Consider the following 26,907-nt stretch of genomic DNA (forward strand, 5'->3'; position numbering starts at 1 on the left):
TAGCCGAAAGCGCCGCTTCATCAAGTGAGCTAAACCATGTGGTTACGAAGCAATCTGTTACAAAGCAATCAGTTTAACTAACGGTGAAAAAAGGCGACCAACCAAAGGAATGGTTGAGTGTGGTTGGTGTCACTCAGAGTCTTGGATTCTAGATAAGTTTTCGCTAGGACTCAACAAAAATGACGAGCTCATGAGCTCGTCATTTTCTAGTTTACAGCGGGTCTATTCTTCAAGGCTTTCTTGTTCGGTGTCTTCTTCAACCGTGACGTCAGAAGCGCCAGATATTTGCTCTACAACGGTCTCTACTGCTCCTGATATCAAAATGTCAGGGTTGAGCGGCGGGATAACTTGCAAGTCATCGCTATTCTCATCAATCGCTGGTCTTTGGCTGACATGACCAATGATGGATTGATAATAACGTCGAATATTTTCTACGTAATTACGCGCTTCATCACCTCTGGCGTACCCATAGCGAGTTTGACTGTAGTAACGCTTCTGACGCAGTAAAGGCAATCTGTCTTTTACATCTGCCCAAGCGTTTGGATCGCCACCTTGCGCTTTAGTAAGTCGCCGTGCGTCCATCATGTGGCCGTAGCCAATGTTGTATGAAGCCAGGGCAAACCATATTTTTTCATGCTCGTTGATGCTATCAGGCACGCGACCTACAATGCGACGTAAGTACTCGACACCACCACGAACAGATTGCTCAGGGTCTAAACGGTTTGTTACCCCGACGCTTTTCGCTGTTGGCAGAGTAAGCATCATCATCCCTCTAACACCTGTTGGCGATTTTGCCGCTGGCTTCCAGTGTGATTCTTGATACGCCAATGCTGCAATTAATCGCCAGTCGAACTCTTCGCTGTATTTTTGGAATAAAGGTGCCCACTTAGGCAATTTGTCATCCAGAGCTCGAATGAATGCGCGAGTATCAACGTAGTCAAATGCTTCAATATGACCAATGTACTTCTCTTCGAGAGTGGACAGTTCTCCTGATTGTTTAATGTTACCGAAAAACTCTATCAGCATCGCATACAAACTTTCGTCTTCAGAGCGTCGAGTAAACCACGATACTGGTTGATCTTCTGTAAGTTCAAACGCGAGCGCAAGATCGGGGTAAAGGCGCTGAGCTAGGGAAAGCTCCACAGAGTCAGTCACAGTAAAACGCAACTCACCAGTGGATACATATTTAAGTAAGTCTTTCGTGTCAGCATCGCCAACAATTTCAAACTGCAGCTCTGGGTATTGCTTCTTTAATGCGGTTAGGGTCGGAACATATTGCGATTGTTCGACGATCTTTAATGTTTGCGCGCCAGCATTTGTATCTTCGTCTGATTCGCTGTCTTTCGATGCTTGGTATTCAATCAGCTGTTCGATATCACGTGGTCGAAGTTGCCCCTTTTTATACACAACTTGTTGGCTTACATAATAATAAGCAGGGCCCGGTCTAAAGCGTTTTACCGCTTGTGACGTTTGATTTAAGCCCGTAGCGATGAGATCAATATCTCCTTTCTTAAGAGCAGGAAAAAGCTCGGCTTGGCGAAAGGCAGGTTTAATCTCGAGCTTGACGCCGAGCTGCTCCGCAAACTGACGCGCCAATTCGTAATCCAACCCAGCGGGACCATCGGGACCAATATAATAGGAAAGCTGATTGTTTAGCGTGCCAACACGAAGCACGCCACGTTCCTGAATCTTTTCGAATTCACTTTTGGGTTCCGACTCAATCTGGCAGGCAGAGAGTAGTAGCACAGAAACAAAAATTAGAGCGCTGCGCTTGAGTCGGTTGAGCTGGCTTATTTGCATTAATAGGTACATCTTAGGAAATTTCTATTTGCCTTTATATCAAAGCGAGCTCATGGGGCAAAGTGAATCACACACTTATAGCGTGACATTGTGTGTTTTATCGACATTTTAGTCGTAATTCAAATTTGACAAAAAAAATGACGCAAACGGTTGCTTTTGATGTTACATCACAAAAACAATTGCTATATAATGCGCTCGCAATGACGAGGTGGAATCGGCATAGGTTCGACAGGGCTTATTTTAAGTGTCTGAATTTATTCCAATATCACCTTAATCAATTGCATAAGAGACCTAAGCACATGAGAATTTTGCGTGGCTCCCCAGCTCTTTCTGAGTTTCGTGTTAATAAACTACTGGAACTTTGTCGTGAACAAGATCTGCCTGTAACTGGCATTTATGCCGAGTTTATGCACTTTGCCGATCTAAAGTCTGACCTTGATGACCAAGAGTTAGAAAAACTTGAAAAGTTACTAACTTACGGCCCAACCATCGAAGAGCATGAGCCAGAAGGTCTTCTACTTCTTGTTACGCCTCGTCCAGGCACTATCTCGCCTTGGTCTTCTAAATCTACCGATATCGCTGTTAACTGTGGCTTGGATAAAGTGAAACGTCTAGAGCGCGGTACGGCTTATTATGTCGAATCTTCAGTTGTTCTATCAGAAGCTCAAGTTGGCGCTGTCAAAGCGTTAATTCATGACCGCATGATGGAAACGGTATTTACAGAATTTGAAGCTGCGTCAGCGCTGTTTACAGTCGCAGAGCCTAAGCCAGTGGCGCATGTTGATATCTTAGCGGGCGGTCGTCTTGCGCTTGAAGAAGCAAACGTTTCCCTTGGCTTGGCACTCGCAGAAGATGAAATTGATTACTTAGTAGAGAACTTTACTAAGCTTGGGCGTAACCCAAACGACATTGAATTGATGATGTTTGCTCAGGCGAACTCAGAGCACTGTCGCCACAAAATTTTTAACGCAGATTGGACTATCGACGGAGTAGATCAACCTAAGTCTCTGTTCAAAATGATCAAAAACACTTTTGAAACGACACCTGACTATGTGCTGTCTGCATACAAAGACAACGCGGCCGTTATGACGGGGTCTAAAGCGGGTCGTTTCTTCCCAGACCCTAAATCTCGTCAATACACTTACCACCATGAAGATGCGCACATCTTAATGAAGGTAGAGACGCACAACCACCCAACGGCAATCTCTCCATGGCCGGGCGCATCGACTGGTTCAGGCGGTGAGATCCGTGACGAAGGCGCGACGGGTATCGGTGGTAAGCCAAAAGCGGGTCTAGTTGGTTTTACAACCTCTAACTTACGTATTCCTGGTTTTGAACAGCCATGGGAAACCGACTTTGGCAAGCCAGGTCGTATTGTTAACGCGCTAGACATCATGCTTGAAGGTCCTCTAGGCGGCGCGGCATTCAACAATGAATTTGGTCGTCCAAATCTATTGGGTTACTTCCGTACTTACGAAGAAAAAGTGACCTCTCACGCGGGTGAAGAAATCCGTGGTTACCACAAACCAATCATGATTGCTGGTGGTATGGGTAACATTCGTGACGAACACGTGCAGAAGAAAGAAATTCCAGTGGGTGCGAGCTTAATCGTACTTGGTGGTCCTGCAATGAACATCGGTCTTGGTGGTGGTGCGGCGTCTTCGATGGCGTCTGGTCAGTCAGCAGAAGATCTGGACTTTGCTTCAGTACAGCGTGAAAACCCAGAGATGGAGCGTCGCTGTCAGGAAGTGATCGACCGTTGTTGGCAGCTAGGCGACGACAATCCAATTGCATTTATCCACGATGTGGGTGCGGGCGGTATCTCTAACGCATTGCCTGAACTTGTCGACGACGGTGAGCGTGGTGGTAAGTTCCAATTACGCGATGTACCAAACGATGAGCCGGGCATGAGCCCACTGGAAATCTGGTGTAATGAATCACAGGAACGTTACGTTCTTGCGGTAGCGCCAGAAAACATGGAAGCATTCGACGCAATCTGTAAGCGTGAACGTGCACCATATGCAGTGGTGGGTGTGGCGACAGAAGAGCGTCATCTAACGCTAGAAGATTCTCACTTCGACAATACACCAATCGATATGCCAATGGATATCCTGCTTGGTAAGCCACCGAAGATGCACCGTGACGCAACCACACTAAAAGTGGAAAGCCCTGCCATTGTTCGTGATGGTATTGAGCTTAATGAAGCGGTGGATCGCGTACTTCGTCTTCCAGCGGTTGCAGAAAAAACATTCCTAATTACTATCGGTGACCGAACAGTAACGGGTCTGGTTGCTCGTGATCAAATGGTTGGCCCTTGGCAGGTACCAGTAGCAAACTGTGCAGTAACAGCGGCAAGCTATGACACTTACCACGGCGAAGCAATGTCGATGGGTGAGCGCACGCCAGTGGCATTACTAGACTTTGGTGCATCGGCTCGCCTAGCGGTTGGTGAGTCACTAACGAACATTGCGGCAACAGACATCGGTGATATCAAACACATTAAACTGTCTGCGAACTGGATGTCGCCAGCGGGTCACCCAGGTGAAGATGCCGGTCTTTATGAAGCAGTCAAAGCGGTGGGTGAAGAGCTCTGTCCTGCATTAGGTTTGACGATCCCAGTTGGTAAAGACTCCATGTCGATGAAAACCAAGTGGGAAGAGAACGGCGAGAGTAAAGAAGTCACTTCTCCACTGTCTCTAGTTATCACGGCATTTGGTCGTGTGGAAGACGTACGTAAGACCGTGACTCCACAACTACGCACATCTGATACCTTGGAAGGATTAGGCGACACTTCTCTAGTTCTTGTTGACTTGGGTAACGGCAAAAACCGCTTAGGTGCGACAGCATTGGCACAAGTATACAAACAGCTGGGTGACAAACCTGCTGACGTAGATAACGCTGAGCAGCTAAAAGGCTTCTTTGATGCAATGCAAGCGTTAGTACGTGATGACAAGCTAGTGGCTTACCACGATAAAGGCGACGGCGGTCTATTTGTTACACTGGCTGAGATGGCGTTCGCGGGTCACTGTGGCGTAAAAGCGAACATCGCAGAGCTGGGTGATGATGCGCTAGCCGTTCTATTTAACGAAGAGCTAGGTGCGGTTGTTCAAGTTAAGAATGATGATCTGGATTCAGTTCTATCTACTCTGGCGGCAAACGGCTTAGAGGCATGTTCACATGTGATTGGTTCAGTTAACGCTTCAGACGACTTTATTATCTCTTCTGGTGATGCAGTTGTGCTTGAACGTTCACGTACCGAACTACGCGTTATCTGGGCTGAAACAACGCATAAGATGCAAGGTCTACGTGATAACCCAGCGTGTGCTGACCAAGAGCACGAAGCTAAGAAAGACAACTCTGACCCGGGTCTAAACGTTAAGCTCAGCTTCGACGTAAATGAAGACGTTGCAGCACCGTACATTGCGAAAGGTGCTAAACCTAAGATGGCGATTCTACGTGAGCAGGGTGTTAACTCCCACGTTGAAATGGCTGCAGCGTTTGACCGCGCAGGTTTTGAAGCAACCGACATCCATATGAGCGATATCCTAACGGGTCAAGCGGTACTGGATGAATACCATGGCCTAGTAGCTTGTGGTGGCTTCTCTTACGGCGACGTACTAGGTGCGGGTGAGGGCTGGGCTAAGTCTATCCTGTTTAACGCACAAGCTCGTGAACAGTTCCAAGCCTTCTTTAACCGTAAAGAGACGTTCTCTTTAGGTGTATGTAACGGTTGTCAGATGCTTTCTAACCTGAAAGAGCTGATCCCGGGTGCAGACTTGTGGCCACGTTTTGTTCGTAACGAATCTGAGCGTTTTGAAGCGCGCTTTAGCCTAGTTGAAGTTCAGAAATCTGATTCTGTATTCTTCGACGGAATGGCTGGTTCGCGAATGCCAATCGCGGTTTCCCACGGAGAAGGGCGTGTAGAAGTACGTGATGCAGAGCACCTAGCAGCGATCGAGGCATCAGGTACGGTTGCGGTTCGTTACGTGGATAACCTCGGTAACCCAACACAACAATACCCGAACAACCCGAACGGTTCGCCAAACGCGATTACCGGTTTAACAACAGCAGACGGTCGCGTAACTATCATGATGCCTCACCCAGAGCGCGTATTCCGCACAGTTGCAAACTCTTGGGCTCCGGAAGGTTGGGGTGAAAATGGCGCTTGGATGCGTATGTTCCAAAATGCCCGTAAGAATATCGGTTAATTAACCAAAGGTTAATCTAGCTTAAGTAAAGCGTTGGTTGAGAGACCAGCGCTTTCTTTTTTCTTCGTCGCTCTTTCTCGTGACTAGGCGAAACGTTGCTTTGTTCTGTCTCTTTTTTGTCATCTATTATCTCGCATAAAAAACTTGCAGCGTTTAGATTACTTTTATGCTCTAATACCGCGCTTACCAAGGGATGGTGTTAAACAGCTCAGCTTAGATGGAGTTATCAAGTTGACCGAATCCCTGATTGATCCCTAAATCCCTTAGGAAATGAAAGAAATGTCTAAGAATCCAAAATTTGCTATCCGCGTCACTGAAAAACGTAACGGCTGGAGCGCAGAAATCACTCGCCAAGTGACATCTCGTAAGACTGTAGTATCAAAGCGTGAAACTGGCTTTGACAGCGAAGAGAAAGCACAAGCTTGGGCTGAACAAGAACTGGCTGGTTTTATCCAAAACCAAGTGGTTCGTAACGAGCGTAAAGCAGCGCAACGTCAAGAGCGTGAAGCAGAACAACTAGCGGCAAAAGTTCGTAAAGAAGAAGCCCGCAAAGCACGTGACGCTGAAGTAGACGCTGACGAAGAATAGATTCAAGTCGGTGAGATGGTGACGTCACCCATCAAACAAAAAGTGAAAATGCCCTGAGCTTTGTCTCAGGGCATTTTTTATTGTATCGACTTAAAAACAATCCGAAGATACGGACAGGCTAAACGTACCGTCTTCAGGGGCTGCAAATTGTTTATTGCCAGGAAGAAGGTGAGGGTTATTAGCATAAGTGCGATGTGTTGACTTGCCCTTTGCCGAGTGCCTCTCTGGTAAATCAAAGTGTTGCAATCCGTCAGATAGATCGTTTGCTTCACCGTAGTCGAAATGTGTTGCGACGTCCTTGGGCTGCTTGGCGTAACGACAGTGATCCGGCTTGCCATCTTCGTGCCAAGTTAACGCGTTTGCTTTGGCGTCTAGATTCAGATTATTTGTTGTTGGTTGTGCGTAATGATCCTCAATAACTTGGTGCTGACTCTGCTCTTGTAAGTAGTCAGCAATGCTCTCGGAAGTCTGTGCCAGGCTTTGACTTGCTGGAACGAAGCAAGCAAGAAGAAACAGTGTTTTTAAGTTGTTCATAGTGTGTATGCAAGCAAAAAGAAATGATAGTACTGATAAATAAAACGGTGTGCAATTATGTCCGTTGGACACGATATAGCAGGGCAGTTAATGTCTGCCCTGAACCTTTTGGGTATAGTTAGTATTGATAAGTGAGGTGTAGTTTGACTTCGCGACCAGGCGAAGGCACGCCATTAGATAGGTATGCTTCGTAGTAACGATCGGTTAAGTTTTTCACAACAGCGCCAACACTCAAGCCTTCGACTTGTTGTATTTCCCAAACCACGTAAGCGTTTTGTAGCGTGTATTGCTCACTTGGCGATTTCACTTTTAAATTGTTACCGCTTGCCTTGGTTTTGGTTTGCGCATCATACCAACGGACTTCCCAGCCCGTACGTAAACCAGGAATCCATTCGTAACCTAAACCCAGATTAATGTTTAATGGTGGCACATCAGGGTGATCATCATCTGAACCTGTCGAGTCAGATAGGCTACCTTTGTTTTTGCCGCGAATGTAACTTGCTGAGAAATTACTGTAGAAATCTTCAATCCGGTATTGTGAAATTAGCTCAAAGCCGTAGTTTTTAAAGCCATCTAGGTTTGTATTCCAGCTTTGTAACTCAGTAGTATTGGTGTCGAGGTTTTCGCCCGTTCGTATATCAACTGTGTCGCTAACATCGTTATAGAACAAAGTTAACTCTGTTGCGAGGTTATCGCGAGAGTTCACCAGCCCTTCCGTTAAGTTGATAACGCTTGCTTGATAAGCATGGATACGAGACACGTCCAGATTCAAAGCAGTAGCCGTAGCGGTAGCTCGCGCATATTGCACTGAGTAGATGTTATCAACGGTTGGTGCTTTTAAAGCGTAGGCGTAGGAGGCGTTTAAACGCGTATTATTGGTCGCATCAAAGTCGATATCCAAACGTGGGCTAAAGCCTTTATGCGTCGTTTCACCGTAGTCATGTCCGGCGGCTGGATCATTATAATCCGGCGCGGCGTTCCCTTTTCCTTCACTCTTGATGTATTCGTAACGCAGAGAAGGTGTGATGGTTAAACGGTCTGTTGCTTGATAGTGATCAGCAATGTAAGCCGCATAAATTGACTGAGTGCCAGATGGTTCGTAGTAAGGGGTATACCAACCGTAGTTTTTGGCTTCATTACTGTCGTATGACGCGTTGAATACTAATGAGTCTCTATCGGTTTTTTGATATTGAAGCCCTGTCACTAGAGTGTGGTCTCCGAACTGCGCTTGGTTAAACACATCAACATAGTCACGCTCGTAACTCAACCAAGACTCGTGACCGTAACTGCCAACAGAAACGAACATTTTCTCGAATGCCACGTCAGGGCGAACCCAGTGACGATCGTTTTCAGAACGTGCCATTTTGATATTGAAATCAATATACGGGTTAGTCGGCATGTAGTGGTAAGAGATGGTCGTGGTGTTATCCGTGTATTTATTATCGACGGTGTATGCGTATTTGGCTTTTTCTAATGATCCGTATTTCTTGATGTTGTACTCAGTGATGTTAGGCATTTTTCCGCGGCGGTTAGCCCAAGGTTTACGACCTTCATCTTTGTAGCGAGTGTGGCTAATTTCAAACTCGTGATCGTTGTTTTCATAACCGACTTTTACGAGCATGTTTTCTTGCTCGTAACCTGAGTAATCCAGCGTTTCACCACCACCGACTTTAATGTCATCAGAATCTTTTACAGAGCCATTCGCTAGAAAATAAAAACCAGCATCGTTTTTACCATAGAGTGTTAGCGTGTAGGCATTCTCATCGCCGTTGGTGTTATATGCACTTGAGATGCGAGCACCAAAGTTTCTATTGCCGTACAGTAGGTCATCGACACTCTTGGTTTTAATGAGAATGGAGCCACCAAACTTTCCGTTGAGTGCTCGATAGTCGTGCGCGCCCTTGATAATTTCTGCTTCACCAATCAAGAACGGATCAAAAAAGAAAGTTCCGTAGCGGTATTGTTGAAAGCCAATTGGAGCGCCATCGACAAATACGGCGATATCGCTTGGATCATCAAAACCACGAATATTAATACGTTCGCCGCCGGAACGGCCGCCGCCATCTAATGATGCACCCGGAACGGCATCGATCATTGAGGCAAAATTGGAGTACTGTTGCTCTTCAATCTCTGACCAATTAATGGTGGTTTGCGCAGGCTCAGCAACGGTGATGGGTTTGGCATAACGCACACCGATGACTTCGAGCTCTTCATTTGGCGTTGTCTCGGCATATGAATAAAGAGGGAAGAGCAAAGTCAGTGAAATGAGATTTACTTTGAATGGATGACTTTTTAATCGTTTCATATTGATGATTTATAGTGTTTTTATGAAGCTCGGACTATAAGAACATTATTACGATTAATAAATGATAATGAGATTAATTATCAAATGTGTTTTTGCGATGGCTTGTAAAGTTTTTTATCCATTCGTGGAAACTACGATGAGTATCGTTAGCTTACAGAAAACAAAAAGCCCAGCATCATGGACGCTGAGCTCATTGGCTTTTAAACAAAATGGTGCGAGCACTGTTGCTCATTTCGAGCTAATCAAGTGCGTACTTGGTAGGAATTACTGAGTTTCTAACGGGATCTGTCCGGTAGTCAGTGGCTCGACATCGAACTCGGTCAGTCCTTCAATGTAACTTTCAACGGCTTGTTCTACCGAATCATCACCTTGGTTGAAGTAAGCAAGGTGGAAGATCGCATCGCCTTCATTAACCAGTGGCAAAGTTTGTTGACCGATCACCAAGCCACGCTTTGGCGCTTTGAGCTCTACCTCATCATGTCCAAGAGGAGAGCTGATATAGGCGAGCGTTTCACCCTGTTCCACTTTGTCTCCCAGATTAACGACAGTACGCAAAATACCGTTACCTGACGCACGAACCCAGCTGGTGGACTTCGCTATGATAGGCTCTGGCAGCTTTTTCCTGCTCGCACGCAACATACCAATGGCTTGCATTACGCGCCGAACCCCGAGTACACCAGCGCTGATCGAAAGTGGATCAAAACGCAATGCTTCGCCAGCCTCGTAGGTTAGCACGGGGATATCACATTTTTCTGCTTCACTGCGTAAAGAGCCATCACGCAATGCTGAATCAACAATCACTGGCGTCGCAAACGCCTGAGCAATACGCAGAGTTTCTGGGTTGCTTAAGTTTGCGCGAATCTGTGGCAGGTTCGTGCGGTGAATGGCTCCGGTGTGCAGATCCAAGATGTAGTCACAACGCTTGGCAATGTTGTTAAAGAACCCGTGTGCCATTCGAGATGCAAGCGCGCCTTTTTCACTGCCAGGAAAACAACGGTTGAGATCTCGTCGATCGGGCAAGTACCGTGATTTATGGATGAAACCAAAAACGTTAACGATAGGTACTGCAATGACAGTGCCTTTCAGTTTTTGTGGATCCAGTTGGTTAATGATCTGACGAACGATTTCTACGCCATTAAGCTCATCACCATGGATAGCAGCATTCACCATTAACACAGGCCCTTCTTGTTTCCCATGGATGATTTCCACGGGAATAGATAAAGGCGAATGTGTGTATAGCTTCGCTGCTTCAAATTCGATCTCTAATCGTTGTCCTGGTTGTATTTGATGCCCTAAGAGCTCGAACACTTTGCTTTTTTTACTTCTGGCCATAAACCATCTCTGTCAAATGCGTTATCAGCAATGTAACAATTGCTGCAAAATCGCACTAATCATTCTCATTAAGGACACGACAAATTACTTTAATCGTCATGCGCGAAACCTCAGCATGTGTGAAGTTTTTGTTTTCAATATGATCTTTTCTATCAGTTTAATACATAACGAGAGGTACAGAAGGAAGAGCAATCATAGGCTTAAAAAATGTGACTGTATTAAAAATAATACTGATAATGAGGGACAAAAAAACGGACTTTTAACCCTACTTTTTATCCGATAATATCCGCGCCGAATTTGAGGTCTAACATTTCTAACTAGAGGTTTTGATGAAAAAGGCAATTGCTAAAATTGGTGCATTGACTGCTGTAGCAGTTTCACTTTCAGGTTGCGTTGGCAGTAATGCCGTGACAGGTTATGTCATGGGGTTTAACTTGAAAGCTGTAGATAACCGTTACGCTCGAGGTGGTCTAAACATGCTTTTAGCACCTGTTTATGGTGTCGCAATCGCAGCGGACTACATCGTATTTAACTCTCTAGAGTTTTGGACGGGTAAGAACCCTTTAAATGGTAAGCCACATATCTTCGATACAAAGATGGATACTTACATTGATGTAAACCACCAGTTAGATAAATCGTTAACGACGGCGCCAATTGCACCGTTAGCGAATAACCGTGTTATTGAGCAGGGTCGAATGCAGCAAATCGATGAGAATACTGTTCAAATGGATATTACTTACAATAACGGCGAGAAGGCGACACTCATGGGTGTGCGCGATGGTGAGTTTGTCACTTACTACATTGATGGCGAGGTCGTTGCACAAACTTCAATGGATGAGCTAGCTGCTTATACGCAAAATCGCGTGTAAATTGGTCCAGCCAAACAAAAAAGGGTGCAGCGCTAAGTATACAGTAAAAACCATGTCTATTTATGAAAGAGTGAGTGGTAGCCCTTTACTGGCAATGCTTCTTTTCAATATGAAAGGCGTACATACTATGTATATTGGTGTGTACGCTTTTTTATCCCTGAAGGCTTAGCAAGGTGATGGCCTCACTACGTGAAACCATCACCTTGCCAAAAGGGTATTTAAGGGGAATGGTAGTAAAATAATAAAGCCACTCCTTACGCTCGCACTGCTCACTAGGCATTTATAATTTTTCTTGCTCACTCGATGAAACACGTTTCTGGACAAAGCCTTGTCAGTGCCTTCTCTAATTTAGAAAGCTACGAATAATCACAGGTATTGCAAAGTTGTTGTGAAGGGCTAGTGCGATGAGCAACATCGCACCAGAAAAGTATTGGCTGGGTTCGGATTAAGTGCCGTTAAGTTCAATCATCGAGCTTTAACGTACATCAAGTGCACTCCTGTTGGAGTGATTTTTGTTAAATCTCGGCTGTATACGTACCCATATTTTTCTAACAAGTCGATAGAGTGATATGTCCAGCCAGCAGCAAATGCCACGCCTGCCAATGCAAAATAAATACTAATTTTGTTAGCTAACTGCATAGCTCTTTGAGAATAAAGTTCATTAATCTTCTTCCCATATAGCAATGCTTTAGGTGTCATAAAAAGCACACACACTAAAGCCCCAAAAACACCAACAGGAACCCACAAGGTAATAACGGAAACTTGCACAGTATCGGCTCGATTCAATAGCTCAAGGTAATCCAAATAAACGCCATAAGAAGGATAAAACCAACACAACAGCATTAGTGAAACAAAAAATAAGCCAGCCAAACGGATTTTAGTTTTATATCGCACTTTCTAACCTTTCAACTATCGTTTGAGAAATTTTGTATTCGCCCCAAGCCCATTCAATTAGAAGATATGTCGCTGTTACAGCAATTGCACCGATAATTATCGGTTGACCTAAGACAGCAGCAGCAAACAATGCGGCTTCACCAACTGCGCTTTGGAGCATAAATTTGAACATGTCAGAGCCAACATTCCCAAACCAATCCACTAGGTGGTAATCATCTTTGAACACTAGGTCACTAGTAGCAATACTCGCCGATACAACAAACGTTAAAACTCCTGCACCTTTAAAGTTTGCAACCCTAGATTTCGGGCTAAAACCAGTTTGCATTGCTTTAAATGAATTAAGCGGGTATTTTTTTCCGTTCATGTTGATACGAGAGCCATTCACTAACGCATGTTTGAGTACTTTCCCGTTCTGATCTGTCCCATTGAATGCGACAAAGATTCTTCCTCTGCTCTCAACAAGATCCGCCTTAATGTTCATATCCCCGAATTGCTTAGCAATAGACGCGGCGTCAAACATCGGCTCTGTGTGGTTGAACCATGATTTTGCTGTATTAATACTCGCTGCAAGAGCTGCAACGTCTTTACCAGAATCTAGCCAAACGTTATGCAACATCTTGTGCGCATCTTCTAAATCAGTAATAAGTACATGCTGATGATTCTTCGCCATTTCATCGTCAAGTGAACACTGTAGCCCGATAGAATCGCTTAGGATTTGAGGCGTTTTTAAACCTTGAGAGATTTGACCTAATCCAGCCTCTTGTCTATCTCTAAGAACCCTCTCTCTAATTTCTGCCCATCGCTTTTCATCGCTCGCGGTATACCTCAACTCTTCCTGACGCTCTTTACGTTGGCGAGCTGCTCGCTGTCTAGTTGTTTCTTGTCTTTCTTTTGGAGCTACAGGAGCGGATTCATATCTCATGGAAGTCGATTTTACTGATAAATAAAAACGATAATAACAATATTTTCAGGCATTTATCATCCACAAGAAGACAATCTGATGATTTAACCAATCAAATAGGCTATCTGACAGGCTAAATAAGTATAATGTAGACTCAATCGTGTTGAGTTGCATTCTATCGAATAACTTTTTGTAGGATAAAATGAACGAAACAGATCTTGTAGAGTGTTTGGTCTAGTGAGTTTTGGGGCAGAGACGTGTCAGCCGAAACTACTGACACGTTGTTAGATAGAAGTGAGTTAGTGATCTTGCTAACTAAGTAAAAATCGGATTAAATGAGGCAGCCAAAATCTAGCTAGAAAACACAAGACCTGATCCCATTTCCTTTACATGCTACAAAGTATCACTTAAATTTCAATTGGAACGTACTCAAGGCCAAACATGTTATTTTCTGATATCCGAGCTTGTTTCAGTTTAATTTTGGTCTCATATTCTGTCCTTTTCTCATTCATACTTGCTACTAGATTCGTTATTAATTGTAATTTTGAAGGCGGGAAATTACATCCTAACGTAATACTAGCAATTCTAGCGTTGAGCTTACTTCTATCAGGGTTTGGATACTCGTAGCTTGAATAATAGACTTTATCAAGCTTATACGAAATTAACCTTACTTCTTCCTCGTATGACCATTCCTTATTCTTAGTAAGTAAATATTGGTTAAATATGTACTTATCTTGCTCTATCTTACGTTTTTCGCCATTCGTATACTTTACGCTACCAATACCACAGGCATTTGGAATACCTGATCCGAACTGATACTCTACCATGATACCTTGATGATTTTCAGTATAGTGAGACCACATCAGCATGGAGTTTTTATTCTTTGAAAAAGAACATACCCTATAATCTGAATCTATTAAATGCTCTGAGCCGATTTTCGAAATGGCTGGCATTTCAATTGGGTCATTTAATTGATTTTTCTCAGGTAGATAAAAATACTGGTTAACCAGTGAATCTAACGTATTCAAGTTGAATGGTGAATACTTATAGAGACTTCCTTTTCCAGAAGTTAGAAATCTATCCCACTTAAATGAATTAACAAGTGATATGTTAAACATATCACGCCAATGGTAATAAACTTTTTTTGACAACTCATTGCCTGATAGTTTTGATGCATTTAAATAGTTCGATATAACGACATAACTAAAGTCGTTATGAGCTTCCATTATTTTTACTGCTTTCTCGTAATATTGAAATGCCTCTTGATACATTCCTCTTCTTTCACAACAAACGCCCAACACATTTTGGGTAGTGATGGTAGGTATATTATCATTATGAAAATTGACCACTCTATCAAAAACTTCGACATAATGACCATTTTCGATACCATAATGACAAAAGCTTTCAAAATTTCCGAAAGAAAATTCTTTGCTTTTGAGTTCTGAATTTATAGAATTCAACTTATTTTTAAAATAACTTTTATCCCACTCCTCTTCTAGGGAAGTTAACTCGTCATAAATTTCGACATACAAGTAATGATTAATTACATCTGGATCTTCAAGTATCTTTTCAACCTTTTGATAGTCACGCCATATTGCTAACGGAAAATCAATTTTATCATTAACTTTTAATCTACCTTTTAAATCAAAAATAATTTTCTTACATTCGAAAAACTTGAATAAAATATCGTTACTTGCCTTTTTGAGTACAAAATCATAAACCTTTTCATCCAGAGGTTCATTTAGGTATAACTGAGAAATTAAGTAATATAACCTTAGACCGACTTCATGTTGTGAAAACTGGTCATCCTCCCATTCCTCTTGGTATATCGCTATTACATCATTATATCTTTTTGCTTCAAATGCTTTTGAAACAAGCCCCAATTTGGTTATTCTTCGTTTATCTTTTGTGTTTCTTTTTATGTATTCCTCATATATTCTTTCATAATCTTTTTTTAGTAATTTATCAAGATCAAAATCGTATACTTTAGATATTGCCAATTCATTATCAATCTTACCTAAATCTCTATACTTCTTAATAATATCGACATCCACATTATCGAGTTCTTTTATCAGTTTTACTCCATCTTCGTAACGACTTAAGTGATAATAAACAACAATCAAAAAATTAGTAATTGATTCACCCCTTTTAAGCCTATCATCTATAAGGATTTCAAAAAACAATTCCCATTCGTTTTCTGTAAAGTCAGCATTGTCAGAAAAAATATATCTAGCGCGACCGATTTTATGACTGATGTCTTCAAAGCTTTTATTCTTATAATCAATCTTTAATGATTCGAGTAAATGCCTTGGATTCCTTTCTACACAAAATAATTCCCACCAAGCATTTGTGTTATCCTTGTCGTGCATAATGGACAATCTAAAGAAAGATGCTGATACATAGCTCTCATCAAATTCATAAAAAAGTTTTTTTGCTACAGTTCCAAGATATTCATAGGCGCTCGATAAACTGCCTTTAATCTGCACAATTTCACTTAATAGTTCTTCGTTAGACTCCTCTCTAGCATCTAACGTAAAATAAAGAAAGCCATAATAGTATTCATTCTCTTTAAGTAGATCTTTATCCTCTAAAAATGACAACTTTGAAAATCTTTTATTTTTAATTAACTTTATAAGTTCTTTATCATCCACAATACATTCCGCATTCTATTAAACTGAACCTTTAAGATACATGGTATGTCTACAAGGCTTTGTTGCGTAATAGTGAATGACCTGTTTAGCTCTATCGAACAGAACTATCCTCTTGGCCTGTTGATTGTCTAAACCGTCAGGTAAGGGATAAGCAGCCTAACATTTGATAAATAGAGATGAACGGTAGTTAATAATTCTTTTACGCAACAAAGCCCGTTTACAAAGTAACTTCTAGCTTACAGAAATTTCGTAAACTTGTTTAGTTTTAAGAGGTTATCATTCACATATCCGAACGATATCTCGCATTACATTAGTAAGATAAAATTTTTACTAATTGGGCAATGCCCCCCCCCCCCCCCTAATAAGCCTTTGGTTTATCCATTAGTTTATGTACGTCAAAACTCAGGATATTGAGCTGCTCTGAGTATTAACGTTAACCAAAACATTGCTAGCGATGATCACCGCTGAGAAGCCTTTGGACAAAAGCACGTTAGAGTATGGGTTCTAATGTGCGAGACTTGGATTAGAAAAAGTATCTTGAAGCCTTAGACGTTTGTTATGCGTGTAGTTACATTTTTACGGAGCCAATAATGAACTGTAATAGCTGCTGTAGCTGCCAAACAATGGCTTGTACTGTTCAACAATAACCACCTTGCCCTCAATACAGATCGACTTGCAAATAACCTGAACAACCTCCCCATGCTCTAACTTTACGGCTGCTCTATAAATGTGGATGCTTCGGCTTTTATCAGGAGCATTAGTGTTATCCCACGAAGATAGAACCACGCCGTGATGAGTCTCTATAAGCTTTCCTCGAAAGAACAGCTGATCAAAGCCAACAGCTATAACAATTCCAATACCAAGGAAAAATAATATGTATTTTGCAATTTGCTTCTTTTGCATATTATTTCCTCCAAGCACATAACGCCGCGTTGCGAATCCCTCTTGATAAGTTTGTTATTTTGTTCTCAGTTGTACCCAAGGGGTTTATTTATCGCTTAATTTTCTTCTTTTTTTCTGGGAATAAAAAAAGCAAACCCACCTGGCGAAGACGGATGTTCATCGCCATACCAACTTGAGCGGGCCCGTATTACTTCTGAATTACTTTCTTGTAGTTTGGAGAATACTAGATTGAATCCAAACCTTAACAACGAGATAAACTGCTCTGTACTGAATTGTGAAGTAATAAAATCTTCCCCACACTCAGCAGTTGAGATCGATATCTCTTCGTCAAGGCCAATACAGCTAATGATTATTTCTCGCACCTCAAAGTTGAAAGTTTGGCTAAACTCAACTTGCTCACCTTGTGACTGCTGTAAATCAAAAGCAGCATCAGATGTAAAGCCGTCGCATGTTAATAGAGAGATATTGTAAAGTCGTTTATCCCCTTTTAGACTTATTTGTGAAATGCGATGTTTAGATAAGTCTCGACTGTTTGGCTCAATGAACTCTTCTAAAATTATGTCGCTAAACTTTTGGCTAACACAATAATGAGGGTCTGTGTCATACATAATATTTTCTCTCTCACCACACTGAAATATGCAAACTAACACCCTGTTAAGGTGTGAGCAACGCAATACCGAAGTTGCAACATACCACCTTAAACACTAAAACCAACGCATAGTAAAAATGCCACACGTTGAGGGGCTGCTTAAATTGCTTGTTATGTAATTGCATGTTCGGACTTTATTGTTGCCACCAGACTACTAAAAACGCCCTTGTACTCAATGTTTTTTTGATGGATTTGAGTGCGAAAGCCAAATTCGAAGTGGGGTGGACAACGATTTCAAGACCGTGAAATTCAGCGAGAGACTTTGCTTCTTGAGCCTGAGATACAAGCCGAAATGAACTAACTAAGTGAGTTCATTTCGGCTGCCCACTTGCCATTAGTCATCTACCTCACCCAGTAGCTTGCGCAGCCCTGTGACAAAGCCCCTAGGGAATACTTCGCTGTTGTATTCCATGTCTTTTACTTGCCCCGCCTGAGTATATTGCCAGTCGTTTTTTTCCATACATTCATCAGAAATGGCATACGCTAAGGCTTTTTTCTCTGATTCGGTGAGTACGCCTGATAGAGATGGCAGCACTTCCACGCTCACTTCTGCGGTGGTATCAAACTGGCGTACAGGGCGTTTGTCGATGGTAATATTGGCGTGTTGCTTGAGCAAATTGACCTCTTTGCGGTAGCGGTTACGTTCGGCAATGATTTGACCGAATAAGGCGCGAACCGCAGGGTCTGGGATGCGCTCTAACAGTTTATTATCCGCAGGGATTGATTTAGAGCGTGAGGTGTTGGATAGTGGTTTTTTGGTATTGGTATTGCACTTCGCTGCCCATGCTTCGATGAGTGTTCGGTAGTGCTTGTTACGGGTGGCACGCAAAGCCTCATACGCCAATCCGCCATTTTCGGCTGACACCCGTCCAATTTGCGTGATGGAGAAGTCACGCTGACCTGATTCCGCATAGGCTTTCAGTGTGTCGTTGAGCTTATCGAGGTTGTGCTGCGTGCGAGGCACCTTGCCTTCTTTTAAGTCAGCCAGAATAACATCAATATCGAGTTCCATTAGCCCTCCAATAAGTTCGGTAGTGCGATGCCATCTAGGTGAATGGTTTTATCAGTCAGTGCATGAATACCCTGAGATAACAGCTTGTTATCGTTCAGGTATTCTCCCGCTTCGATGTAGTTCGCCACCTTGCGGTAGCCTTCAAGTTTGTCATCAGGGTCAGCAATTTTCGCCATTTGACGCAACATGGCATTGGCAGCGATGAGTTGCTGTTTGTCGTCCATTTCCATAAAAATCGGCTCAAAGCCTTTTTTCATCAGCACACGGCTAAGTTGACGAGAGCGCTTTTCTATCGCGGGGGTTTTACGCAGCTCGTCCTGTAAGTCAGGGTAAAACTCAGCGTTATCACACAGCAGTGATAAGTGCAGTAACTCTGAGTCGGTTTCGATAAACCTCAGGGCATGACTTACATCTTGCTCAGAGCCAACCGCAATCAGCTTATCTTTGGCGTCATCTTCATTTCTGGTTTCTTCGACACGAATTACTTTATTGATAAGCTCAAAGCACGCAATCCAGTCTTTGGCGTATTCATCAGCTTCGACTTGCTGTTTTTCATAGCGGCGCTGTAGGGCTTGCAGTTCATCGTACTTGATAAACAACTTGCCTTGCTCCTCACAAAAGAACTGTTCGTCTTTGAGAGCTTCCAGTTTACCTTCAATCTCAACAGATAGGCTCGCGGCCTGATGCGCTTTGTAGCTCAGTTGATTGAAGCAGGCATTGAGTGCAGGAAGGTAACGTGCTTCGGTAATAAACCAGCGGCAGCGAGAGCAGTTTTCAGGGCCGTGAGGTACGCTAGAATAAATGCGATGTGTGGCAGATTTGGCATCTCTTATCAACTCGCCACCGTTCCAACAACCTCCAAGGGTACTGGCTTCATTTGATTTAACGGTGTTGCCACCAACCAGACACATCCCACACGAGCGCTCCTCCCAACCTATCGGGTTACGGTTAACCAGCGCCGCCTGAATGCTATCATCGTTGTGATACACCATCTTGCATTGTATTTGCTCCATCGAGGCATCTTTGAGGAAATTGCGTACCGATTGCTTGGATTTTTCGTCTAGCTCTCCATGCGCTTCATCCATTTTTTCTGCCATCACCGATGGGGTGATTTTGTTATAGTAGATAGTCATCAACAGGCGCGTATGCCCTGCCAATAGCTTAGAAATCACGGGCAATGGCAGTTGTGAATCCATCGTATAAGCCGTGATGAGTGAGACACGCAAACTGTGCAAAGGAAAGAGTGTGGCACTCATATCCCCTTTACTCTTACCTTCCGGGTAATCCACAACCAGTTTTAAACGTTTGCCATTTTCAAGTGTATTACCTTGCTCTGCAAGTTGGTTTTCTAACTCAAGGAGAAGTTGATACCAAAAAGGAGCTGTTGCGGTGGCACTGATAGGTTTGTGCTTATCCTCACCCTTTGCTGAAGCATCACGAAACAAAAAAGCAATTTCGCCCATGCTCTCTAGTTGTTTGTCCGATTTTTTATTGACAGTGTGCTTTTTCAATAATGCAGTGCAGTCGGTAGGCTTTACAATCGGGTTGTATTTTTCTTGCCAGTTACGCAGTTTTTCCAGCCAGTACAGCATCTCTTCGTTCTGCCAAGGGATGATGTAACCACGTTCCAGTTCATCTTTGTTCTGGTCAGCGGTCTTGTTGGTGTTGATATACAACCCTGTTGAATACAGCCCTGTCATGGTGTCATGTATGCGGCGGAAAACACCTTTCCCAAAAGGGCGCTTTTCACTTCCAAGAACAAAATCATGTTGGGTATTCACTACCCATTGACCATTTTCGTATCGCCACGTATCGGCCTCTCCACTGTCTAGCATACGTACCTGATAGGTACGTAGAGGGAGATGGAGCTTCATAAAAATCACCATCGCTTTTACAGGCGACCAGATTTGGTGAATAACGGTAGGCACTGCTGCTTTGTCTCCCTTGGGTTTGCGTAAAACCTCTTTGCTACGCCACACACAGTCAGGGTCGGATTTATCAATCAGTTCAGGCTCGACTTCAAACCAGTCACCGCCTAGAGAACCATGTCCTGTCTGATGCTGCGCCCAAGTCCAGTGCTTAAAATGGCGATAGTAATAAGCTGAGAGAAAGGAATCATCGTCCTTGAGATTTTTCTCAATGACCGCAAGTTCGGTTTTATCAGGTAACGGACAAAGGATTTGGCGCAAGTCCTGAATATAGCGATACGGCAAAGGGTTACGTACGGTTTCCGCAGTATTAAATTGTACTTTAATTTTATTGAGCGGGTTTTGAACTAAGAAAGTAAGGTTGCCATTATCATCTTCTTCGGAGAACACTTTTTCAATAACAAAGTCGATGAATTCATAAGGATAGTTCACGCCTTTATAGATGAAAGCGGGGCTGTTTTGCGTTTTTTTAACCAGTTTTTCCAACTCTTCGCTAGAGCACTTATGTCCATGGTAGCCCTTAAAAAACAAATCTATATTGCCGATGGCATAGGGTGCATATTCAGCAATATAAGACTCAAAGAAGCGGCTTAACGCCTTCCGCTTGTCATCGACACCAGATGTTTGTGATGCCATCCACTCAGCCGCCAGTTCCTGCCATTGTTGCCATTCGGCACCAAGTGTGGTCAACATCCAAGAGAAGGTTAAATCCGATGCGCGTCCGTCATGTTTTTTGCCTCTACTCGACATTATTTACCTCTCAATTTTGGATGCTTGCCAGTGAAGTAGCCCTGCGGGTCGACGTCATCAAAACCATTCTCAATCAGAGTTTTCCAGTCGAGCGCTTTGACTTTGGATTCAGGGTTTGCCAGTTGCAACGTCGCTTGGGTCAGTTCGTCAGAGATTTCCTGCTGACCTTTTCCTGTGTAGGGGATTTGTGAGTCCAAAGACTTGTGGTGCATACAGCGGCGAATCACCAAAGGGTTCAGACCTGAACGCTCTAACCGTCTGCCGTAATTATGTCGGTGCCCATGTGGATCTAAGCCTTCTGCCTTGCTCGGCTCTAAACCAATGCGCTTCAAGCCGTTGGCGTAGTTATCATGGAAAGCGTTTATGGTGTAAGGATTGCCTAACGCGCTGTGATGAAACGCAATAAACGCATAAGGGTGATGGCATTCGATGCTAGCACGGTACTTTTGATAGGTTTTCCACAGTGACATAAACACTCTGCCATAGTCGGTGGGAAACCATTGAACCTGTATGTACTTATCTTTATGGTCAGGCAAACGCCATTTCCTACCAAGATGAGCAGTACCTTTCATTCGTATTCGAGGGATACGCGCATACTTTTCTTTTAAGTATGTTTCTCTATTCTGATTTTTAGAACGCACTTCAAGATCACTTGGCGCTTTACCGTCGATTTCATCGTAAATTCGAACGATAGCGCTATCCGGTTTATAGGGGGCTTCAAACACATCTGTGACCCAGAGCGTTAAAGCCTCACTTTCGCGTAGCCCGCCACCGTGCATAAGCATGAGTATTAACTTATCCCTGAGAGCCACTCGTGGGTCGCTCGCGCCACCAATGCCATTTATATAAAAGTCTTCCCAATGCTTTTCAGGAAAGGCGATAGCATCATCTTCGGTTTTGGTGAGTGGTATGCGTCCCTTAATGGTTCGCGCCTTACGGATGGTTTTATTGACGGTTTTATCTTCGATATGGCCGAGGAAATCATTTTGGTTTTTTCTATACCATGCAGCGTAATTTAATCGCTGCTCATGAGGTGTGGCATCGCGCAAAGGATTCATAGGTGCCGAGCCTTGCTTGTCTGACAGCCAATCAGTGAATGCCGTCAGTCGGTGAATGTGCTTATTCACGTTACTGGTTGAACTTGGCACCCAATACAAACTTGATGGATCAAGTCCATCTTCACCAATCGTTCCTGTGTATAGCCGCTTAGAAAAGGTCTGAAAGAGCAACTCCGGATCGTCAAACAATCCTCTATTTGCTTCCATATAATCCAGCAACAAGGATACAGCTTGAATAAATCCATCCATGACAGAGTTACTCACCCCGTCCGCTTCTAGCTTGAGTAGGTAGTCTGTGACTGTACTTAACTCTCCTTGCTCTGTTACCAAGATAGACAGTTGGCTTTTGATGCCCGTATTGTCTTCTACAATCGTCGCTCTGACTTTTACTGATGACAAATTATGCTTTTTCCATACACAGTATACATATAATTTACTGTATTCCTATAATTTAGATTGTGCAATAAAAAGGCAGATTTCTCTGCCTTAATACACAATATACACCCTTTAAGTTACTATATATAACGTAAAGCACCCTTTGTTGTATTTCGTGATTGAATTACGCTTTCTCTGGAATTGCCTCTAGAAGCGCTACCATCTGATCCCAGTACAACTGAACAGTATCAATCTTCACTTTCTCATCTGGTGAGTGAGGGAATTTTATTGTTGGACCGAAAGAAACCATATCCATGTGCGGGTATGGTTCTTTAAATAGGCCACACTCAAGACCAGCATGGATGACCATGATGTTCGGCTTATGACCGTAAATGCCTTCATACATATCACGGAAAATTGCCATGATCTCGGAATCTGCATCTGGCTTCCAGCCAGGGTAAGCACCTGAGAACTGAATTTGTGCGCCTGCTAATTCAGCAATTGAACGTAGCATACTCTCAACTTGGCTGCGGCCAGAGTCAATCAAAGAGCGAATCAGACACAAAACTGTCACTTTATTTTCTTCAGTAGTGATCACGCCAACGTTCAGTGACGTTTCGACCACACCTTCAATTTCGTCGCTCATGCGCATGACACCATTTGGACAAGCGTTAAGTGCGGCAATGAAGCGTTGCTGATCGGCGATTGAAAATACTTGTGCGTCACTAGCAAGCAATTCATTAAAGGTTACGATACCTGTTTCGATTTTACCCAGCTCAGTTTTAAGCAGATCAGTGTAGTGATCGAACAACTCTGAAAGTTTGTCTTGGTTTTCAGCAGGAAGAGCGACAGTGACAAACGCTTCGCGAGGGATTGCATTACGTAAGCTACCACCACGGAATTCTACCAAACGTAAATCAAGCTCTTGCGCATGACCCGCGAGGAAACGACCAAGTAATTTGTTGGCATTACCGCGACCTGTGTGAATGTCACAACCTGAGTGACCACCTTTTAGGCCTTTCAGCGTCAGTTGGCGTGTTACGAAACCTGCAGGTGTTGCTTCTCGAGAAATATCGAAAGTCATGGTGCCATCAACACCACCGGCGCAACCCATGTAGACTTCGCCTTCTTGTTCAGAGTCTGTGTTTAGAAGGATCTCACCTTCTAACCAACCAGCCTCAAGACCAAATGCGCCAGTCATGCCTGCTTCTTCATCAATCGTCAGCAGAACTTCGATTGGGCCGTGCTTAATGTCTTTAGATGCCAATACAGCAAGGCAAGAAGCCATACCAATCCCGTTATCTGCACCAAGCGTCGTGCCTTTCGCCGTTACCCATTCGCCATCGATGTAAGGTTGGATTGGATCTTTGGTGAAGTCGTGTTCGGTGTCTTCGTTTTTCTGCGGCACCATGTCGATGTGTGCTTGAAGTACAACAGCTTTCTTATTTTCCATTCCAGGTGTCGCGGGCTTTTTGATGAACACGTTACCGGTTGGATCACGGCGAACGTCAAAGCCTTGCTCTGTTGCCCAGTTGATAATGTACTGTGCTAATGCTTCTTCATGTTTAGATGGGTGAGGGATAGAACAAATCTTATCGAAAAACTGCCAAAGTGGAGCAGGTGATAAGGTACTGATCTCAGAATGGAACTCAGACACGGAGGACTCCTTTTGATGTGCTTTGCCAAATATATACCGTAAAAATATTGTCGAAATAGCATTAAATGCTAGACGATTTGGCCTTCAAATTGCCGTTTAGCATACCACCAGATAAAGAGTACGAGTAGTCGCGTGCACAAGGATTTCTCTCAGAACTGTCACACTTTGTGAACACAATGACAGGCACTATGCGTTCTTTATCATACTTTCTGAAAGTGGCTTTATTTTTTAACTCATAAAACTGTAATTTAATTACAGTTAAACTTTGATGAAGATCAATTTATATATTTTTTGTGATTTCAGTCACTAAAATGCTTGTAATTAAATTTCTTGGTGGTATATTTGTAACCAGCTTCTGAGAGAAGAATGAAATGCTCAAAGGATGAGTCCGTTTTATCGCCTCCAAGGAACCGAGAAATCAACGAATGTTTAATTGATTTAAAAGGTGATAGTTATGAAAGGTTTACCAAGTACAATGTTCTGGAATAGCAAGTCTGTTTACACCGGCAACTTTGTATACCCAACAAGCTTTGGCTACTAAGTGAAGTCAACGCATGTGACTCGAACAGTTTGTTCACCCCTATAAATTGGAATTTTTTTTCAGTGATAGTGCTGACATGATTCACCGCCACCCAAATTGGGTGGCGTTTTTTTATCTCCACTTTCTCTTTCTGACACATTTTCTGCCATCAAGGCTGGATTCTATTCACCGTTCTTCAGTTTTATCGACTTTCCCGTCAAATCCACCTAGATATGACGCTTAAAACGCCCAGTTTCTATTTGAAAGTTTAGTACATTGTTCAGTTTTTATTCTGTTGTTGGGTTCTGAGCAATAATTATTAATTGTTGTTTTATAAGAATATATTTTCTGTTTTGCTTCTAAGAATTAGCGAATGGGTTTCATATCCAAAGAAAAAAATCGCATTAGAGTGAAGATTCTATCTAGAATTTGCTATTTGATAACTTTATAATTCCCGCCAATCGATTACGCAACCGTTTACTTTTTTACCTTTACAGGATTCGATCATGCTCGAGAGGCTTTTTAAGCTCAGTGACAATGGCACAAATGTGCGCACTGAGATCATTGCAGGTGTTACCACCTTCCTAACTATGGCTTACATTATTTTTGTAAACCCAGCGATCCTGTCGGATACCGGTATGGACCGTGGTGCCATTTTTGTTGCAACTTGTCTTGCGGCCGCTATCGGCTGTTTCATCATGGGATTTGTTGCCAACTACCCAATTGCACAAGCACCAGGAATGGGGCTGAACGCATTTTTCACTTACTCTGTTGTGTTGGGAATGGGCTATACGTGGCAAGTTGCGTTAGCGGCGGTGTTTGTTTCAGGCCTGCTGTTTATTCTTTTGAGTATATTTAAGATCCGTGAGTGGATTATTAACTCGATCCCGCATTCTCTACGAACAGGTATTTCAGCCGGTATCGGTCTTTTCTTAGCATTTATCGCATTAAAAAATGCAGGCATCGTCGTTGATAACCCTGCGACATTAGTTTCTATGGGAGAGATCACATCATTGCCATCTGTATTGGCTGCGATTGGTTTCTTCCTTACTATCGCGCTTGTTCACCGTGGTGTGAAAGGTGCGGTGATGATCGCCATTCTTGGTGTTACAGCGCTTGGCCTTCTATTTGGTGATGTGCAGTGGAGCGGCATTATGTCAACGCCACCAAGCATTGCACCCACTTTCATGCAACTGGATTTCTCTGGTTTGTTTGAAGTGGGCATGATTTCCGTTGTGTTCGCTTTCCTATTTGTCGATTTGTTTGATACCGCAGGTACGCTAGTTGGTGTTTCTCAAAAAGCAGGCCTCACGGATGAGAATGGCAACATCCCGCGTTTAAACAAAGCGTTACTTGCAGACTCAACGGCAACGTCAGTAGGTGCACTACTTGGTACCTCAAACACCACATCTTACATTGAGAGTGTTTCTGGTGTGGCGGCTGGTGGTCGTACTGGTCTAACAGCAGTGGTTGTTGGTGTACTCTTCCTACTTGCTCTATTGTTCTCACCACTAGCAGGAATGATCCCAGCTTACGCAACATCGGGCGCTCTGTTCTATGTCGCGATTTTGATGTTGTCTGGGCTAGTAAGCATTGATTGGCGTGACCTAACGGAAGCATCACCAGTTGTTGTGACTTGTTTGGTGATGCCATTAACGTTCTCGATTGCAGAGGGTATTACGTTAGGCTTTATCGCGTACTCGGCGATCAAATTATTCAGCGGCAAGGGCCGTGAAGTGTCGATGAGTGTGTGGGTGATGTCTGCCATCTTCATCGTCAAATACCTCGTCGGTTAATTTCTCGAGCAAAAAGCCAGTGTGGATTTGTTCACGCTGGCTTTTTCTTTTTTTCACGTTGTTCACTTAAGACGGTTTTTCTGCGGAATAGGCAGAGAATTTTGATATCACCGTTGGTATTAACGGTGTGTTTCGGTAGAATAATCGTTTGCGCAGCTTGAAATCCTCATCTCCATA

General features: G+C 43.3%; 17 protein-coding genes. 4 read left to right on the forward strand and 13 right to left on the reverse strand.

Annotation, left to right across the window (positions count from 1 at the left end; translation table 11 throughout):
• Nucleotides 1-222: 222 nt before the first annotated feature.
• On the reverse strand, nt 223-1,800 hold the full coding sequence (mltF, locus tag D8S93_RS07005; protein ID WP_193621591.1) for a membrane-bound lytic murein transglycosylase MltF: 1,578 nt from the start codon (nt 1,798-1,800) through the stop codon (nt 223-225).
• Nucleotides 1,801-2,099: 299 nt separating this feature from the next.
• Between mltF and purL the strand changes: the two genes are divergently transcribed.
• Both purL and D8S93_RS07015 read left to right on the forward strand, forming a co-directional pair.
• Nucleotides 2,100-6,008 (forward strand): phosphoribosylformylglycinamidine synthase, encoded by a 3,909-nt coding sequence (gene purL / locus D8S93_RS07010; RefSeq protein WP_152812617.1) that lies wholly within the window; start codon nt 2,100-2,102, stop codon nt 6,006-6,008.
• A 279-nt stretch (nt 6,009-6,287) separates the two neighbouring features.
• Complete coding sequence (locus tag D8S93_RS07015) at nt 6,288-6,596, forward strand: DUF3622 domain-containing protein (protein WP_005391432.1); 309 nt, start codon at nt 6,288-6,290, stop codon at nt 6,594-6,596.
• 90 nt (nt 6,597-6,686) lie between these two features.
• Here D8S93_RS07015 and D8S93_RS07020 read toward each other — a convergent pair whose 3' ends face one another.
• The 3 genes from D8S93_RS07020 to D8S93_RS07030 all read right to left on the reverse strand — a co-directional run bounded on the left by D8S93_RS07020 (nt 6,687) and on the right by D8S93_RS07030 (nt 10,767).
• Nucleotides 6,687-7,130 (reverse strand): hypothetical protein, encoded by a 444-nt coding sequence (locus D8S93_RS07020; RefSeq protein WP_047010164.1) that lies wholly within the window; start codon nt 7,128-7,130, stop codon nt 6,687-6,689.
• A 118-nt stretch (nt 7,131-7,248) separates the two neighbouring features.
• A complete protein-coding gene (locus D8S93_RS07025; RefSeq protein ID WP_152812619.1) occupies nt 7,249-9,435 on the reverse strand; it encodes a TonB-dependent receptor domain-containing protein in 2,187 nt (728 codons plus the stop codon).
• 264 nt (nt 9,436-9,699) lie between these two features.
• Complete coding sequence (locus D8S93_RS07030; protein ID WP_005391426.1) at nt 9,700-10,767, reverse strand: succinylglutamate desuccinylase/aspartoacylase family protein; 1,068 nt, start codon at nt 10,765-10,767, stop codon at nt 9,700-9,702.
• Nucleotides 10,768-11,096: 329 nt separating this feature from the next.
• Between D8S93_RS07030 and D8S93_RS07035 the strand changes: the two genes are divergently transcribed.
• Nucleotides 11,097-11,636 (forward strand): DUF3332 domain-containing protein, encoded by a 540-nt coding sequence (locus D8S93_RS07035; protein ID WP_047010162.1) that lies wholly within the window; start codon nt 11,097-11,099, stop codon nt 11,634-11,636.
• A gap of 465 nt (nt 11,637-12,101) precedes the next feature.
• On the opposite strand, the gene D8S93_RS07040 is transcribed toward D8S93_RS07035, so the two are convergent.
• The 9 genes from D8S93_RS07040 to D8S93_RS07085 form a co-directional block, all read right to left on the reverse strand.
• On the reverse strand, nt 12,102-12,530 hold the full coding sequence (locus D8S93_RS07040; protein ID WP_005378559.1) for a hypothetical protein: 429 nt from the start codon (nt 12,528-12,530) through the stop codon (nt 12,102-12,104).
• On the reverse strand, nt 12,520-13,452 hold the full coding sequence (locus D8S93_RS07045; RefSeq protein WP_152812621.1) for a hypothetical protein: 933 nt from the start codon (nt 13,450-13,452) through the stop codon (nt 12,520-12,522). The genes D8S93_RS07040 and D8S93_RS07045 overlap by 11 nt, the downstream gene beginning before the upstream one ends.
• Before the next feature lie 386 nt (nt 13,453-13,838).
• A complete protein-coding gene (locus tag D8S93_RS25345; protein WP_152812623.1) occupies nt 13,839-16,082 on the reverse strand; it encodes a DUF2971 domain-containing protein in 2,244 nt (747 codons plus the stop codon).
• Between the two features lie 576 nt (nt 16,083-16,658).
• Nucleotides 16,659-16,985: a hypothetical protein gene (locus D8S93_RS07055; protein WP_152812625.1), complete on the reverse strand. Its 327-nt coding sequence runs from the start codon at nt 16,983-16,985 to the stop codon at nt 16,659-16,661.
• Between the two features lie 95 nt (nt 16,986-17,080).
• Nucleotides 17,081-17,593, reverse strand: coding sequence for a hypothetical protein (locus D8S93_RS07060; protein ID WP_025768885.1), 513 nt, complete (start codon nt 17,591-17,593; stop codon nt 17,081-17,083).
• 375 nt (nt 17,594-17,968) lie between these two features.
• Nucleotides 17,969-18,646: a gamma-mobile-trio protein GmtX gene (gene gmtX, locus D8S93_RS07070; protein ID WP_025768886.1), complete on the reverse strand. Its 678-nt coding sequence runs from the start codon at nt 18,644-18,646 to the stop codon at nt 17,969-17,971.
• Nucleotides 18,646-21,324: an integrase family protein gene (locus D8S93_RS07075; protein WP_152812627.1), complete on the reverse strand. Its 2,679-nt coding sequence runs from the start codon at nt 21,322-21,324 to the stop codon at nt 18,646-18,648. The genes gmtX and D8S93_RS07075 overlap by 1 nt, the downstream gene beginning before the upstream one ends.
• Nucleotides 21,324-22,781 carry a gamma-mobile-trio recombinase GmtY gene (gene gmtY / locus D8S93_RS07080; RefSeq protein WP_029865152.1) on the reverse strand — a complete coding sequence of 486 codons (1,458 nt, stop codon included), beginning with the start codon at nt 22,779-22,781 and terminating at the stop codon, nt 21,324-21,326. Before gmtY ends, D8S93_RS07075 begins: the two co-directional genes overlap by 1 nt.
• A 160-nt stretch (nt 22,782-22,941) precedes the next feature.
• Entirely contained in the window at nt 22,942-24,414 is a 1,473-nt protein-coding gene (locus D8S93_RS07085) for an aminoacyl-histidine dipeptidase (protein WP_145532397.1), read from the reverse strand.
• Nucleotides 24,415-25,440: 1,026 nt separating this feature from the next.
• Here D8S93_RS07085 and D8S93_RS07090 point away from each other — a divergent pair.
• Entirely contained in the window at nt 25,441-26,730 is a 1,290-nt protein-coding gene (locus D8S93_RS07090) for an NCS2 family permease (protein ID WP_047010160.1), read from the forward strand.
• The last annotated feature ends 177 nt before the right edge of the window (nt 26,731-26,907 follow it).

This window comes from Vibrio sp. VGrn 2 (genome assembly GCF_009361695.1).
Taxonomy (GTDB): domain Bacteria; phylum Pseudomonadota; class Gammaproteobacteria; order Enterobacterales; family Vibrionaceae; genus Vibrio; species Vibrio diabolicus.